9 protein-coding genes are annotated in these 14,477 nt (G+C 60.5%); 5 read left to right on the top strand and 4 right to left on the bottom strand.

Going from position 1 to position 14,477, the window contains the following annotated elements:
- Window positions 1-11: 11 nt before the first annotated feature.
- From HKK53_RS05645 to HKK53_RS05630, 4 genes are all read right to left on the bottom strand, one after another.
- A complete protein-coding gene (locus HKK53_RS05645) occupies window positions 12-1,415 on the bottom strand; it encodes a DUF1254 domain-containing protein (protein WP_169369936.1) in 1,404 nt (467 codons plus the stop codon).
- A 65-nt stretch (window positions 1,416-1,480) separates the two neighbouring features.
- A complete protein-coding gene (locus HKK53_RS05640; protein ID WP_169369935.1) occupies window positions 1,481-2,944 on the bottom strand; it encodes a DUF1254 domain-containing protein in 1,464 nt (487 codons plus the stop codon).
- Window positions 2,945-2,954: 10 nt separating this feature from the next.
- A complete protein-coding gene (locus HKK53_RS05635) occupies window positions 2,955-3,746 on the bottom strand; it encodes a hypothetical protein (protein WP_169369934.1) in 792 nt (263 codons plus the stop codon).
- A 290-nt stretch (window positions 3,747-4,036) separates the two neighbouring features.
- On the bottom strand, window positions 4,037-4,462 hold the full coding sequence (locus HKK53_RS05630; protein WP_169369933.1) for a YciI family protein: 426 nt from the start codon (window positions 4,460-4,462) through the stop codon (window positions 4,037-4,039).
- A 321-nt stretch (window positions 4,463-4,783) separates the two neighbouring features.
- Here HKK53_RS05630 and tpx point away from each other — a divergent pair, with 321 nt between their 5' ends.
- The 5 genes from tpx to HKK53_RS05605 all read left to right on the top strand — a co-directional run bounded on the left by tpx (window position 4,784) and on the right by HKK53_RS05605 (window position 14,453).
- Window positions 4,784-5,284 (top strand): thiol peroxidase, encoded by a 501-nt coding sequence (gene tpx, locus HKK53_RS05625; protein ID WP_008030203.1) that lies wholly within the window; start codon window positions 4,784-4,786, stop codon window positions 5,282-5,284.
- Window positions 5,285-5,459: 175 nt separating this feature from the next.
- A complete protein-coding gene (locus tag HKK53_RS05620) occupies window positions 5,460-6,770 on the top strand; it encodes an MdtA/MuxA family multidrug efflux RND transporter periplasmic adaptor subunit (RefSeq protein WP_169369932.1) in 1,311 nt (436 codons plus the stop codon).
- Window positions 6,767-9,871 carry an MdtB/MuxB family multidrug efflux RND transporter permease subunit gene (locus tag HKK53_RS05615; protein WP_169369931.1) on the top strand — a complete coding sequence of 1,035 codons (3,105 nt, stop codon included), beginning with the start codon at window positions 6,767-6,769 and terminating at the stop codon, window positions 9,869-9,871. Before HKK53_RS05620 ends, HKK53_RS05615 begins: the two co-directional genes overlap by 4 nt.
- Window positions 9,868-12,975: an efflux RND transporter permease subunit gene (locus tag HKK53_RS05610; RefSeq protein WP_169369930.1), complete on the top strand. Its 3,108-nt coding sequence runs from the start codon at window positions 9,868-9,870 to the stop codon at window positions 12,973-12,975. Before HKK53_RS05615 ends, HKK53_RS05610 begins: the two co-directional genes overlap by 4 nt.
- Window positions 12,972-14,453, top strand: coding sequence for an efflux transporter outer membrane subunit (locus HKK53_RS05605; RefSeq protein ID WP_169369929.1), 1,482 nt, complete (start codon window positions 12,972-12,974; stop codon window positions 14,451-14,453). The genes HKK53_RS05610 and HKK53_RS05605 overlap by 4 nt, the downstream gene beginning before the upstream one ends.
- Window positions 14,454-14,477: the final 24 nt, after the last annotated feature.

Here is a 14,477-nt window from a genome sequence, read left to right as displayed (position 1 = left end):
CGGCTCATTTCTTAGGGCCCGACTTTATTGAGCAGCGGCATTTGCCACTGGCCGCTGGCAACTTCCGGTTTTGGCAGGTACAGGCGCAAAACCCCATAGAACGGGCCGTCCGGTGCAGGCAGCCAATTGCTTTGAAGGTCCTGGGCCGGTGCCTTTTGCTGGACGTACAGGGTCAAGCCACCGTCGGCATCGAGCTTGAGGTCGGGCAGCATCCGCGAGTTGATCAGGTAGCGATTCAGCGGGTTGGCCACCAGCAATTTGTTCTTGCCGTCGTACATCGTCAGGGACCAGAACGCATCAGCCGGGGGCAGGGCGCCCTTGTTGAAATGCAGGGTGTAGTCGTGTTTCGAGGCGTCCACCGGCTGGCCGTCCTTGTCGACGAAGTAACCAATGTAGTTCGCCTCTTCCGCGGAGCCGAAGATCCCCATGTTGGCGCCGGCGTAGCGGTACAGGTAGTTGCCGTTGAGGTGATCGCGAGTGCCGAAGAAATCGCCGCTGCTGACCTCGTGGGTATCGACCTTGGTTTTCTTGAACTCGGCGAATTCCGCCTTGGCGTCGCTGATGCCGTCTTCAAGCGCCTGGCGTTGATCAGCGGTGAAGTCCGTGAGCTTGAACGGCTCGCCGGCCTCGATCCCGATTTTGGCGAAGCGCGCCAGCAGGTCTTTTTCCGCGTCCTGGGCCGGGGCGAAGGCGAGCATGAAGTTCAGGTAGCGGAACAGGTCCGGGGTGTCGCTCATGGTCGGTGTCGGCTTGGGCCAGGCGACTTTCTTTGCGGCGGGCGGGGCTTTGTGTTTGACGTAATGGCTCAGGGTTTCGACCTTGTAGCCTTTCTGGATCTGCTTGACCTTGGCCAGGTCTTTGTCGTCGAACAACTGCGTGCGGAACAGCGCATAGGCGATGTTGCTTTCGCTGCGCACCAGGCGATCCATTTCCACCGGTTGCTGGCCCTGCCAGTTCGGCCCGGCAATCATGAAATGCCCGCCATTGTTGCCGGTGCTGCGGGTGCCCAGATAGGCAAAATTCTGCGTATAGGCGTCGATCAATTGCACGGAGTAATAGCGGTGCTCTTCAATCGGCGGCAGGGTCAACACCAGTGGTTCGGCGCGCAGGTCCATCCAGATGAACGAGTAGGGCGTGTCGGCATTCGGCGTGACAAACGCGGTGTCCTTGGCGGTGAAGGCCTTGGCGGTGTTGCCGATTTTATTGAACGGCGCCTTGAAGTTCTCGCCCGTGGTGTCCACGGCCTGGGTGTAGAGGGTCTTGTACATCTCCACCACCGGGAAACCGTACAAATAGGCTTCCTTGGCGATGCCCCGGGCTTCTTCCGGGGTGGCGGTGAAGTTGGCCCAGGTGCTGCCACTCAACAGGATTGAGAGACTGGCGAGTATCAAGCGTGGGGCTTTTTCAAGCTGCATGGGGTGTCCTTTCAAAGTAAGGCCTGCCACAGGTTTTGGGTTCGCCGTACATCTGTCCGACGGCGTCATTCCACCGCCGCAATGTCATCAAGCTTCCAGCTCTTGTCGAAATAGGCTTCGGTCGGCGCATACAAACGGAAGTAGCTGAACCAGTGTTTGCCCGGCAGGGTTTGTACCCAGTTGTTCTCGAACCCCTTGGGCGCGGTCGGGCCGAAGTACAGGTCCACCGAACCGTCGGCGTTCTTTTTCAGGTCCTGGCGGGATGACAGGTCGGCCTTGCGCTGTGGGTTATCGATCAGGCACCGGCTATTGATGTCGTAAACCGTCATCGACCAGAACTGCTTGGCCGGCGGATTAGCGCCGACGTGCAGGCGATAGCTCTTGCCGCCGTCGAGCCAGTTGCCCTTGGCGTCGGTATAAGCGCCGAGGTAGGTCTGGCCCAGCCCCGGGGTTTTCGAAACCATGCCTTTGGTGTTGGTGACCGCCTCGTAGAACCAGGCGCTGCGCTCCCACAACTGGTCGTAGTAGGCGACCCGTTGCGACGGCTCGGCGATGTTGAGCACGGTGTCCCACTGCCGGTCCTTCCAGTACTGCGCATCCGGGAAACGTTTGGCGAAGGTGTTGGCCTTGGCGATCAGTTCACCGACCTGTGCACCTTGCTCCAGGGCCTTGCGCTGGTTGTCGTTGGGGTTGAACGGTTTGTCTTTCTCGATGCCGAGGCTGGCGAGCATCGCCATATAGAAACGGTCACGTTCGTTGACCGGTTCTTTCTGAATGATCTGGTGCAAACGCTGCCAATACGTCAAACCTCGTGGCTGAGTGCCGGACCAGGCCTTGCCGCCGGGGGAGAGCAGTTTGGTCTTGCTCGGTTCGGCGCGTTTGGCGTAGGGGTACATCTTGAACTGTTCGACCAGCGCCTTGCCTTTCGCCGGGTCCGGATCGAGCACGCGAAAGCCCACCAGCACGTTCATGGTTTCGGATTTGGTCAGGTAATACTTGCCGGCGTCGGCCGGTGGCTCGGCGCCCGGTGGCAGTACCAGGTACTTGCCGCCCTTGCCCTTGTCCGGGCCGGTCTGGCCCATGTCGATGATCGCCCGTTGCCAGAAATCACCGATGCCGCCAGCGGTCGGGCCGGGCGGCAGTTCAATCACCAACGGGCCAGTTTCATTGAGGTCGACAAAACCGAGGATGTACGGCGTGGTGGCGTTGGCGGTGATCACACCGAGCTTGTCCTCGTAACTGTTGAGCACCATCAGGTCGCCGCTGTGGGCGCCAAGCTTGTCGCGGAATTCTTCCTGCCACTGGGCGTAGGACACCAGCGGCAAGGCCCACAGGTAACTCTGGGTCGCCTGCTGGAAATCCAGCTCGGCGTAGAGCTTGGCGATGGATTCATGGGCCGGCAGTTCACCTTCCATGGCCACTTTGCCGAGCCGTGTATCGAGGTCCTGGGCGTGCGCCTGGGCGCCCACGCCGCAGCTGACGAACGCCGCCATGATGCTGAAACCCGCCGCACGCAGTGCAATGTGCATATCTATGTCCTTATTTGCCGAAGGTGACGTTGATCCCGGCGAACAGTGTGAATTGCGGCAAACCATCGCCTTTGCGCTCGACTGTCCATTGGGGTTCTACGAAGGCGTTGAAGATGTTGGTCCCGGATTTCCAGACCTTGCCGCCACCCAAACCGATGGGGATGTAATGGGTGTCGTTCTTCAGGTCAAAGGTCCACGTGCCGGTGGAGCGCAGGTACCAACCCTTGGGCAGGTTATGGATGATGAAGGGCTGCAGCGTCGCGGTTTCGACGTGGGCGCGATCATGGTCGCCGGCGAACGAACTCTGGTACTGCACCAGCGCGCCCAGCAGGCCACGGGGTGACGAGTCGATGGCAATCGCGGCGAGGCCGGCCTGCCACTTGCCGGTGCCCAATTCATCCTGCTCGGCGGTGGGCGCTGTAATTTGCGGGCCGATGCCCAGCTGCACGCCGTCGGTCTTGAGCAGGAAAATATCGAACAGGTTCAGGTCACCGATGCCGGTGCTGTAGCCGTTGTGCGGGTCGGGTCGGGTGCTGATTGGCAAGGTCGCGCGCAGCAATTGCGGGACGCCGATGAAATCGTTGGGGGCCACCGGCAAGGTGCCGCGCAGCAAGGCATCGTTGGTGTGGACGTTGGTGTCGTAGAGTTTGGGCGTGTAGTAGTCCTGCAGATTGGCGCCCGGCGCCAGATTCAGCGGGTTGTTACTTTTATTGGCTTCCTCGGCGTTATCGGCGTGCGCACAAAAGGCAGACGCCAGGAGTGCCACCGATAAAAAGGCGTGGTTTCCCTGGATTTTCGACATGATTCCCCGGTTCCTTGGTGGCTCAGTGGACGAACTTGGCCATATTTTTGGCCTTTACTGCGTAGTCTTTTTCCTAATGAAGCCTGTAGGACACGTCTTTTGAAGCTAGCAGCTAACCGTGGGTTATCCAGTCGAAAGGGTTAATTCTTTGGTTTTGTGAGCGAATTGGCGTTTTTTCTGTGTACTAGAAAGTTAATAAGAAACAGTAGGTTGGCGGCGGGGGTTGATGCGGGACGTGAGGATTTACAGGGGGAGGCGGGCACGCAGGCTGTGCCCGCCGGGATATCGATTCAGCTCTTTTTCGACTGCGCCCGGATTCGTTCTTCCTGCTCACGCAACTGCGGCGTGAACTCGGGACCGAAATCGTCGGCCGAGTACACCGGACGAATCTCGATCTCGGCGTCTGTCCCCGGCATCGGGTTCGGACAGCGTTTGACCCATTCGATGGCTTCCTCTTTCGATTTCACGTCCCAGAGCCAATAACCGGCGATCAGCTCCTTGGTTTCGGCAAACGGACCGTCGATGACCGTGCGTTTTTCGCCCGAGAACCGCACGCGGGCGCCTTTGCTGCTGGGTTGCAGGCCATCGCATGAAAGGAGGATGCCAGCCTTGGCCAGTTCCTCGTTGTAGTTGCCCATCGCGGTCAGCAGTTCCTCGGTGGGCATCACACCGGCCTCGGAATCCGGGCTGGCTTTCACAATGATCATGAATTGCATGGTGTTATCTCCGTTGGAGGTGAGTGATTCACTGACTAGTCGAATGGCCGTTTCCTGAATCGACACCGTTGCCAACAAAAATTTGCAACGTACCGATATCCCATGATGCTTCCTTAGAAAGATGCTCCGACATCATGGTCCAAAAACATTGAGCCACAACAGCCTCGCTCCTACAGGGTTCTTGTGTCGCTTGTAAGTGGTGTATCCAATTTGTGCGTCGGCTTATCACAATTTGTATCCGGGCATAGGTCGTTGGGCCATTTCGTGGTTAACTTCGGCCTCTTCAAATTTTCCAACAACACCTCCAGAAGGACTCCGTTCATGGCTCAAGTCACTCTTAAAGGCAACCCGGTTCAAGTCAACGGCCAACTGCCACAAGCCGGTTCCAAGGCGCCAGCCTTTTCCCTGGTTGCCGGCAATCTGTCGGACGTGACCCTGGCGAGCTTCGCCGGCAAGCGCAAAGTGCTGAACATCTTCCCAAGCGTCGACACCCCGACCTGCGCCACTTCGGTTCGCAAGTTCAACGCCCAGGCCAACGACGTCGCCAACACCGTGGTGCTGTGCATCTCCGCTGACCTGCCATTCGCCCAGGCACGCTTCTGCGGCGCCGAAGGCCTGGAAAACGTGCAGAACCTGTCGACCCTGCGTGGCGCCGAGTTCATCGAAAACTACGGTGTTGCTATCGCTGACGGCCCGCTCAAAGGCCTGACCGCTCGCGCTGTCGTGGTGCTGGATGAAAACGACAACGTGCTGCACAGCGAACTGGTTAAAGAAATTGCAGAAGAGCCTAACTACGAAGCGGCACTCGCCGTTCTGAAGTAAGGCTTTTACAATTGTTAACGGCCTGGCTCTGTCCAGGCCGTTTTCATTTGTGCTTCAGTGTCTTAGCAAAACCTCCTGATACGTAAGCCAAAGGTAAATTGCCGGTAAAGGCGCTTTGCTTAATCCCCGCCAGTGCTTATCGTTCAGCCTCCCGTAGAAGAAGCCCACGCGCCCAATGGTTGATCATTCAATGCAATCCTCCTCCCGTAGTCCCCGTCGCTGGCTGTTCGGCCTGCTTGTCCTGTTGGTCGTCGCTGGTGTGTGCTGGAAATTCTGGCCTGCCGGTTCCGAGCATAAAGCAGGCGAAAAGCCGAAAGCCGTTGCCGGGCATACGGGCAAGTCCGGGGGCATGCGTCCGGGCTTTGGCGGCGCGACCGGGCCGATCCCGGTGCGGGTGGCCCCGGCGGTCAAGGGTGACTTCCCGCTGTATTACAAGGCATTGGGCACGGTCACGGCGCTCAACACCATCAATGTGCGCAGCCGCGTGGCGGGCGAGTTGATGAAGATTGCCTTCGAGGAAGGGCAGATGGTCAAGGCCGGGGACTTGCTGGCTGAGATCGACCCGCGTCCGTACCAGAACGCTTTGCTCCAGGCTGAAGGCACCTTGCTGCAAAACCAGGCGCAACTGAAAAACGCCCAGGTCGATGTCGAGCGCTACCGCGGCCTATATAAAGAAGACAGCATCGCCAAGCAGACCCTGGACACCGCCGAAGCACTGGTCGGCCAATACCTGGGCACGGTCAAGACCAACCAGGCGGCGGTCAACGACGCCAAGCTCAATCTCGAATTCACCAAGATCCGCGCGCCGATTACCGGGCGTGTCGGCTTGCGTCAGCTCGACGTCGGCAACCTCGTCGCTGCCAATGACACCACCGCACTGGCAATCATCACCCAGACCCAACCGATCAGCGTTGTCTTTACCTTGCCGGAAAATAGTCTCGACACCGTGCTCGCCCGCTACCACACCGGCGCCAAGTTGCCGGTGGAAGCCTGGGACCGTGGCGACATGAAAATCCAGGCCAACGGCGTGTTGCAGAGCCTGGACAACCAGATTGACGTCACCACCGGCACCCTGAAATTCAAGGCTCGTTACGATAACCGCGATCAGGCGTTGTTTCCCAACCAGTTCGTCAACGTGCACCTGCTGGCCGACACCCTCAAAGACGTGGTGCTCGCGCCCTCGGCAGCGATCCAGTTCGGCACCAACGGCACCTTCGTCTACGCCATGGACGGGGACAAGAAAGTCACGATCCGTCAATTGAAAGTCGGCGCCAGCGACGGCGACAACACCGTTGTTACCGAAGGTCTGGCGGTAGGTGATCGTGTGGTCCTTGAAGGCACCGACCGCCTGAAGGAAGGCAGTGAAGTGGAAGTGGTCAACGACAGCCAGGATGTACCGACCACCCCGACCGAACACCTGCAAGGCAAATCCGCGGCAAAAACCACCGAAGCCACCGCCAACGACAAGGTGAAGAAGGGCGCATGAACATCTCGCGGCTGTTCATCCTTCGCCCGGTCGCCACGACCCTGAGCATGCTCGCCATTATCTTGGCCGGCATCATCGCCTATCGTCTGCTCCCAGTGTCGGCGCTGCCTCAGGTCGATTACCCGACCATCCGCGTCATGACGCTTTATCCCGGCGCCAGTCCGGACGTGATGACCAGTGCGGTGACCGCGCCCCTTGAGCGCCAGTTCGGGCAAATGCCCGGCCTGACGCAAATGGCGTCGACCAGTTCCGGCGGCGCCTCGGTGCTGACCCTGCGTTTCAGCCTCGACATCAACATGGACGTCGCCGAGCAGCAGGTGCAAGCCGCGATCAACGCCGCGACCAATTTGCTGCCCAAGGACCTGCCGGCACCGCCGGTGTACAACAAGGTCAACCCGGCAGACACCCCGGTACTGACCCTCGCCATCACCTCCAAGACCATGTTGTTGCCCAAGCTCAATGATTTGGTCGATACGCGCATGGCGCAGAAAATCGCCCAGATCAGCGGCGTCGGCATGGTCAGCATTGCCGGCGGCCAGCGTCAGGCGGTGCGGATCAAGGTCAACCCCGAAGCCCTGGCGGCCAATGGCTTGAACCTGTCGGATGTGCGCACTTTGGTCGGTGCTTCCAACGTCAACCAGCCCAAGGGCAACTTCGACGGCCCGACCCGGGTGTCGATGCTCGACGCCAACGACCAACTGACCTCGCCCAAGGATTACGCCAACCTGATCCTCGCCTACGCCAACGGCGCGCCGTTGCGGCTCAAGGATGTGGCGGAAATTGTCGACGGTGCCGAGAACGAACGCCTTGCTGCCTGGGCCAATGAAAACCAGGCCGTGTTGCTGAACATCCAGCGTCAGCCCGGGGCCAACGTTATCGAAGTGGTCGACCGGATCAAGGCCTTGCTGCCGAGCATCACCGACAACCTGCCGGCCGGCCTCGAGGTCACCGTCCTGACCGACCGCACCCAGACCATCCGCGCTTCCGTCACCGACGTGCAACACGAACTGCTGATCGCCATCGCCCTGGTGGTGATGGTGACGTTCCTGTTCCTGCGCCGCGCCAGTGCGACGATCATTCCCTCGGTGGCCGTGCCACTGTCGTTGATCGGCACCTTCGGCGTGATGTACCTCGCCGGTTTCTCGGTCAACAACCTGACCTTGATGGCCCTGACCATCGCCACCGGTTTTGTGGTGGACGATGCGATCGTGATGCTGGAGAACATTTCCCGGTATATCGAAGAGGGCGACAGTCCGCTGCAAGCGGCGCTCAAGGGTGCCAAGCAGATCGGTTTCACCCTGATTTCCCTGACCCTGTCGCTGATTGCGGTACTGATTCCGCTGCTGTTCATGGCCGATGTAGTGGGGCGCTTGTTCCGTGAATTTGCCATCACATTGGCGGTGGCGATCCTGATTTCCCTGGTCGTCTCCCTGACCCTGACGCCGATGATGTGCGCGCGGCTGCTCAAGCGTGAACCGAAGGAAGAAGAACAGGGCCGTTTCTACCGCGCCAGCGGCGCGACCATCGACTGGATGATCGCCGCCTACGGACGCAAGTTGCAGTGGGTGCTCAAGCACCAGCCGCTGACCTTGCTGGTGGCCATCGCCACCCTGGGCCTGACGGTGTTCCTTTATATGGTGGTGCCCAAGGGCTTCTTCCCGGTGCAGGACACCGGGGTGATCCAGGGCATTTCCGAGGCGCCGCAGTCGATTTCCTTTGCGGCGATGAGCGAGCGTCAGCAGGAATTGGCCAAGGTGATTCTTGCCGATCCTTCGGTGGAGAGCCTGTCGTCCTACATTGGTGTGGACGGCGATAACTCGACGCTGAACAGCGGTCGCATGCTGATCAACCTCAAGCCCCACAGCGCTCGCGACCTCAGCGCCACCAAGATCATTGCGCGCCTGCAACCGGAAGTGGACAAACTGACCGGAATTCGCCTGTTCATGCAACCGGTGCAGGACTTGACCATCGAAGACCGGGTCAGCCGCACCCAGTACCAATTCAGCATGTCGTCGCCGGACTCGGAGTTGCTGAGCCTGTGGAGCGGTCGTCTGGTCGAAGCCCTGGCGCAACGGCCGGAGCTGACCGACGTTGCCAGCGATTTGCAGGACAAGGGCTTGCAGGTGTACCTGGTGATCGACCGCGATGCGGCGTCGCGGGTCGGAGTGTCGGTGTCGAATATCACCGATGCGCTGTACGACGCTTTCGGACAGCGGCAGATTTCAACCATTTACACCCAGGCCAGCCAGTACCGCGTGGTCCTGCAATCGCAGTCCGGCGAGAAGATCGGCCCGGACGCGCTGAACCAGATTCACGTCAAGACCACCGATGGCGGTCAGGTGCGCCTGTCGAGCCTGGCGCATGTCGAGCAACGCCAGACGCAACTGGCGATCACCCACATCGGCCAGTTCCCGGCGGTGATGATGTCGTTCAACCTCGCGCCCGGCGTGGCATTGGGGCATGCGGTGGACATCATCGATCAAGTGCAGCAGGACATCGGCATGCCGATTGGCGTGCAGACCCAGTTCCAGGGCGCAGCCGAAGCATTCCAGGCCTCGCTGTCGAGCACTTTGCTGCTGATCCTGGCGGCGGTGGTGACCATGTACATCGTGCTCGGCGTGCTCTACGAGAGCTACATTCACCCGATCACCATCCTCTCGACTCTGCCCTCGGCGGCGGTTGGCGCCTTGCTGGCGCTGCTGTTGACCGGCAATGACCTGGGGATGATCGCGATCATCGGCATCATTTTGCTGATCGGTATCGTGAAAAAGAACGCGATCATGATGATCGACTTCGCCCTCGACGCCGAGCGCAATCAGGGCATGGCGCCGGAGCAGGCGATTTATCAAGCGGCGCTGTTGCGGTTCCGGCCGATCCTGATGACCACCCTGGCGGCATTGTTCGGCGCGGTGCCGTTGATGCTGGCCACCGGGTCCGGCGCGGAATTGCGTCAACCCCTGGGTCTGGTGATGGTCGGCGGGTTGCTGGTCAGCCAGGTGCTGACGCTATTCACCACGCCAGTGATCTACCTGTACTTCGACCGCCTCGGTCGACGCTGGGGCCGCAAATCTGAAACCGTGGAAGCGGTAGAGCAGCCATGAACCTGTCCGGACCTTTCATCAAGCGCCCGGTCGCGACCATGTTGCTGAGCCTGGCGATCATGTTGCTGGGCGGCGTGAGCTTCGGCTTGCTGCCGGTGTCGCCGCTGCCGCAGATGGACTTCCCGGTGATCGTGGTCCAGGCCAGTCTGCCGGGTGCCAGCCCGGAAGTGATGGCCTCGACCGTAGCGACGCCGCTGGAGCGTTCCTTCGGCGCTATCGCCGGGGTCAACACCATGAGCAGCCGCTCCAGCCAGGGCTCGACCCGGGTGATCTTGCAGTTTGACCTCGACCGCGACATCAACGGTGCGGCGCGGGAAGTGCAAGCGGCGATCAACGCCTCGCGCAACCTGCTGCCCAGCGGCATGCGCAGTATGCCGACCTACAAGAAGGTCAACCCGTCGCAAGCACCGATCATGGTGTTGTCGCTGACGTCGGATGTGCTGGAAAAAGGCCAGCTCTACGATTTGGCCTCGACCATCCTGTCCCAGAGCCTGTCCCAGGTGCAGGGCGTCGGTGAAGTGCAGATCGGCGGCAGCTCCTTGCCAGCGGTGCGTGTCGAGCTCGAACCCCAGGCGCTGAACCAGTACGGCGTGGCCCTGGACGATGTGCGTAACACCATCGCCAACGCCAACGTGCGCCGACCCAAAGGTTCGGTCGAGGACGACCAGCGTTTGTGGCAAGTCCAGGCCAACGATCAGCTGGAAAAGGCCAAGGATTACGAGTCGCTGATCATCCACTACAACAACGGCGCGGCCCTGCGCCTGAAAGATGTGGCCAAGGTCAGCGATGGCGTCGAGGACCGCTACAACAGCGGTTTCTTCAACAACGACGCAGCGGTGTTGCTGGTGATCAACCGCCAGGCCGGCGCTAACATCATCGAGACGGTCAGCGAGATCAAGGCGCAGTTGCCGGCGTTGCAAGCGGTGCTGCCGGCCAGCGTCAAGTTGAACCTGGCGATGGACCGTTCGCCGGTGATCAAGGCCACGTTGCACGAAGCGGAAATGACCCTGCTGATTGCCGTGGCGCTGGTGATTCTGGTGGTGTTCCTGTTTCTCGGTAACTTCCGTGCCTCGTTGATTCCGACATTGGCGGTGCCGGTGTCGCTGGTCGGCACGTTCGCGGTGATGTACCTCTACGGCTTTTCCCTGAACAACCTGTCGCTGATGGCGCTGATCCTCGCCACCGGGCTGGTGGTGGACGACGCCATCGTGGTGCTGGAGAACATTTCCCGGCACATCGACAAAGGCGTGCCGCCGATGAAGGCGGCATACCTCGGCGCTCAGGAAGTCGGCTTCACTTTGCTGTCGATGAACGTGTCGCTGGTGGCGGTGTTCCTGTCGATCCTGTTTATGGGCGGGATCATCGAGAGCCTGTTTCGCGAGTTTTCCATCACCCTGGCGGCGTCCATCGTCGTCTCGCTGATTGTGTCGTTGACCCTGACGCCGATGCTCTGCGCCCGTTGGCTCAAGCCGCACACCCCGGGCCAGGAAAACCGTCTGCAACGCTGGAGCCAGCGCGCCAACGAATGGATGGTCGGAAAATACGCCACCAGCCTCGACTGGGTGCTGCGTCACCGCAGGCTGACCTTGCTCAGCCTGTTCGTGACCATCGGCGTCAACGTCGCGCTGTACGTGGTGGTGCCGAAAACCTTTATGCCGCAGCAGGACACCGGCCAGTTGATCGGCTTTGTGCGTGGCGATGACGGCCTGTCGTTCAGCGTGATGCAGCCGAAGATGGAAATCTTCCGTCGTGCCGTCCTGAAGGACGATGCGGTGCAAAGCGTGGCCGGGTTCATCGGCGGCACCAACGGCACCAACAACGCCTTCATGCTGGTGCGGTTGAAACCGATCAAGGAACGCAATATCTCGGCGCAAAAGGTCATCGAACGCCTGCGCAAGGAAATGCCCAAGGTCGCCGGCGCGCAGTTGATGCTGATGGCGGATCAGGACCTGCAGTTTGGCGGCGGTCGTGAACAGACCACCTCGCAATACTCCTACATCCTGCAAAGCGCCGATCTTGGCTCGTTGCGCGAGTGGTACCCGAAAATTGTCACGGCGTTGCGGGCCTTGCCGGAGCTGACGGCGATTGATGCCCGCGAAGGCCGTGGCGCACAGCAAGTGACTCTGGTGGTTGACCGTGACCAGGCGAAACGCCTGGGCGTGGACATGGACATGGTCACGGCGGTGTTGAACAACGCCTACAGCCAGCGGCAGATTTCGACGATCTATGACAGCCTCAACCAGTATCAAGTGGTGATGGAGGTCAATCCGAAATACGCCCAGGACCCGATCACCCTCAAGCAGGTTCAAGTGATCACTGCCGATGGCGCGCGGATTCCGTTGTCGACCATCGCCCATTACGAAAACAGCCTGGAAGACGATCGGGTCAGCCACGAGGGCCAGTTCGCCTCCGAGAGCATTTCCTTCGACATGGCCGAAGGGGTCACGGTGGAGCAGGGTACGGCCGCCATCGAGCGAGCGATTGCCAAGCTCGGCATGCCGGAAGACGTGATCGTTAAAATGGCCGGCACCGCCGACGCCTTTGCCGCGACCCAGAAGAGCCAACCGTTCATGATTCTTGGCGCGCTGGTGGCGGTGTATCTGGTGTTGGGCGTGCTCTATGAAAGCTACATTCACCCGCTGACCATTCTCTCGACCTTGCCCTCGGCCGGGGTTGGCGCGTTGTTGTCGATCTATGCCTTGGGCGGGGAGTTCAGCCTGATCTCGCTGTTGGGGCTGTTCCTGCTGATCGGCGTGGTGAAGAAAAACGCCATCCTGATGATCGACCTCGCGTTGCAGCTGGAACGGCATCAGGGCATGACGCCGCTGGATTCGATTCGCAGCGCCTGCCTGCAACGGCTGCGGCCGATCCTGATGACCACGCTGGCGGCGATCCTCGGCGCGCTGCCGTTGTTGCTCAGCCGGGCCGAAGGCGCGGAAATGCGCCAGCCGCTGGGCTTGACCATCATCGGCGGGCTGATCTTCAGCCAGGTGCTGACCCTTTACACCACTCCGGTGGTTTACCTCTATCTCGACAAACTGCGCCATCGCTTCAATAAATGGCGTGGGGTACGTACCGATGCAGCTCTGGAAACTCCGCTATGACTGACCGTTCGCTTATCACTCTGGCTGCACCGATTGCCTTGGCCCGGGGCTCGCGCTTGTTGAGCCTGGCGCTGTGCATGGCCCTGGTCAGTGCCTGCGCCGTCGGCCCGGATTATCAGCGCCCGCGCACTGCCGAGATCGCGCAGTACAAAGAAGCCGAGGGCTGGCGTCAGGCCAGTCCGAGTGACTCCCTGGCCCGTGGCGCCTGGTGGGAGTTGTACGGTGACCGGCAGCTCAATGGCCTGGTGGAGCAACTCAACAGTGCCAACCAGACCGTCGCCCAGGCCGAGGCCCGCTATCGCCAATCGCAAGCCTTGGTGAAAAGCGCCCGGGCGGCGTTTTACCCAACGGTCGACTTGAGTGCGGGCAAGACTCGCTCCAGTCAGGGCGCCGGCAGCAGCAGTTCCAGCCTGAGCAGTTCCGCCAGCGGGATTCGCAATACCTACAGCACCGAATTGGGCGTCAGTTGGGAAGCGGATATCTGGGGCAAGTTGCGCCGCGGGCTGGAAGCCGATACCGCCAGTGCACAAGCAAGCTTTGCCGATCTGGCGGCCATGCGCCTGAGCCAGCAGTCGGAGATGGTGCAGAACTACCTTCAGTTGCGGGTCATCGACCAGCAGAAACGGTTGCTCGAATCGACGGTCGTGGCGTACCAACGCTCGCTGCAAATGACCCAGAACCAGTACCGCGCCGGCGTCTCCGGACGTGACGCGGTGGCCCAGGCCCAGGCGCAGCTCAAAAGCACCCAGGCCGACCTGGTGGATCTGATCTGGCAGCGGGCGCAGTTTGAAAACGCTATTGCGGTGTTGATCGGCCTGCCACCGGCGCAGTTCAACCTCGCGGAAACCCAGGACATCCCGAAACTGCCGCAGATTCCCCTGAGCCTGCCGTCGCAACTGCTCGAACGCCGCCCGGACATCGCTTCCGCCGAGCGTTCGGTGATCTCCGCCAACGCCAACATCGGCGTAGCGAAAGCTGCGTACTACCCGGACCTGAGCCTGAGCCTCAGCGGCGGTTACAGCAGCAGTACGTCGAGCAACCTGATCAGCTTGCCGAACCGCTTCTGGTCGGTGGGGCCGAAATTGAACTTGCCATTGTTCGACGGTGGCTCACGCTCGGCGGAAGTCGATCGCAACGAAGCGCTCTACGACGAAACTGTGGCCAAGTACCGCCAAACCGTGCTCGATGGCTTCCGCGAGGTGGAAAACTACCTGGTGCAACTCAAGGTGTTTGAAGACGAAGCGGCGGTGCGCCAGGAAGCGCTGGACGCGGCGCGCGATTCCCTGCGCCTGACCGAGAACCAGTACAAGGCCGGGTTGATTGCGTATCTGGATGTAGTGGTGGTGCAAGCCACGGCGTTGAACAACGAACAAAGCGTGTTGAACGTGTTGCAGAGCCGGTTGATTGCCAGTGTGCAGTTGATTGCCGCGTTGGGCGGTGGGTGGGATGGGCAGTTGCAGGTGAGTGACAAGGAATAACCCGCACCGATCGTTCCTGCCCAC

The sequence above is a fragment of the Pseudomonas sp. ADAK7 genome, from assembly GCF_012935675.1.
Classification (GTDB): Bacteria; Pseudomonadota; Gammaproteobacteria; order Pseudomonadales; family Pseudomonadaceae; genus Aquipseudomonas.
Note: the sequence above shows the minus strand (reverse complement) of the source record. Positions and strands in the feature narration are given on the sequence as shown.

Coding starts and splice junctions, on each gene's coding strand:
- HKK53_RS05645 (WP_169369936.1), bottom strand. CDS start 1,415: ATGCAGCTTGAAAAAGCCCCACGCTTGATACTCGCCAGTCTCTCAATC.
- HKK53_RS05640 (WP_169369935.1), bottom strand. CDS start 2,944: ATGCACATTGCACTGCGTGCGGCGGGTTTCAGCATCATGGCGGCGTTC.
- HKK53_RS05635 (WP_169369934.1), bottom strand. CDS start 3,746: ATGTCGAAAATCCAGGGAAACCACGCCTTTTTATCGGTGGCACTCCTG.
- HKK53_RS05630 (WP_169369933.1), bottom strand. CDS start 4,462: ATGCAATTCATGATCATTGTGAAAGCCAGCCCGGATTCCGAGGCCGGT.
- tpx (WP_008030203.1), top strand. CDS start 4,784: ATGGCTCAAGTCACTCTTAAAGGCAACCCGGTTCAAGTCAACGGCCAA.
- HKK53_RS05620 (WP_169369932.1), top strand. CDS start 5,460: ATGGTTGATCATTCAATGCAATCCTCCTCCCGTAGTCCCCGTCGCTGG.
- HKK53_RS05615 (WP_169369931.1), top strand. CDS start 6,767: ATGAACATCTCGCGGCTGTTCATCCTTCGCCCGGTCGCCACGACCCTG.
- HKK53_RS05610 (WP_169369930.1), top strand. CDS start 9,868: ATGAACCTGTCCGGACCTTTCATCAAGCGCCCGGTCGCGACCATGTTG.
- HKK53_RS05605 (WP_169369929.1), top strand. CDS start 12,972: ATGACTGACCGTTCGCTTATCACTCTGGCTGCACCGATTGCCTTGGCC.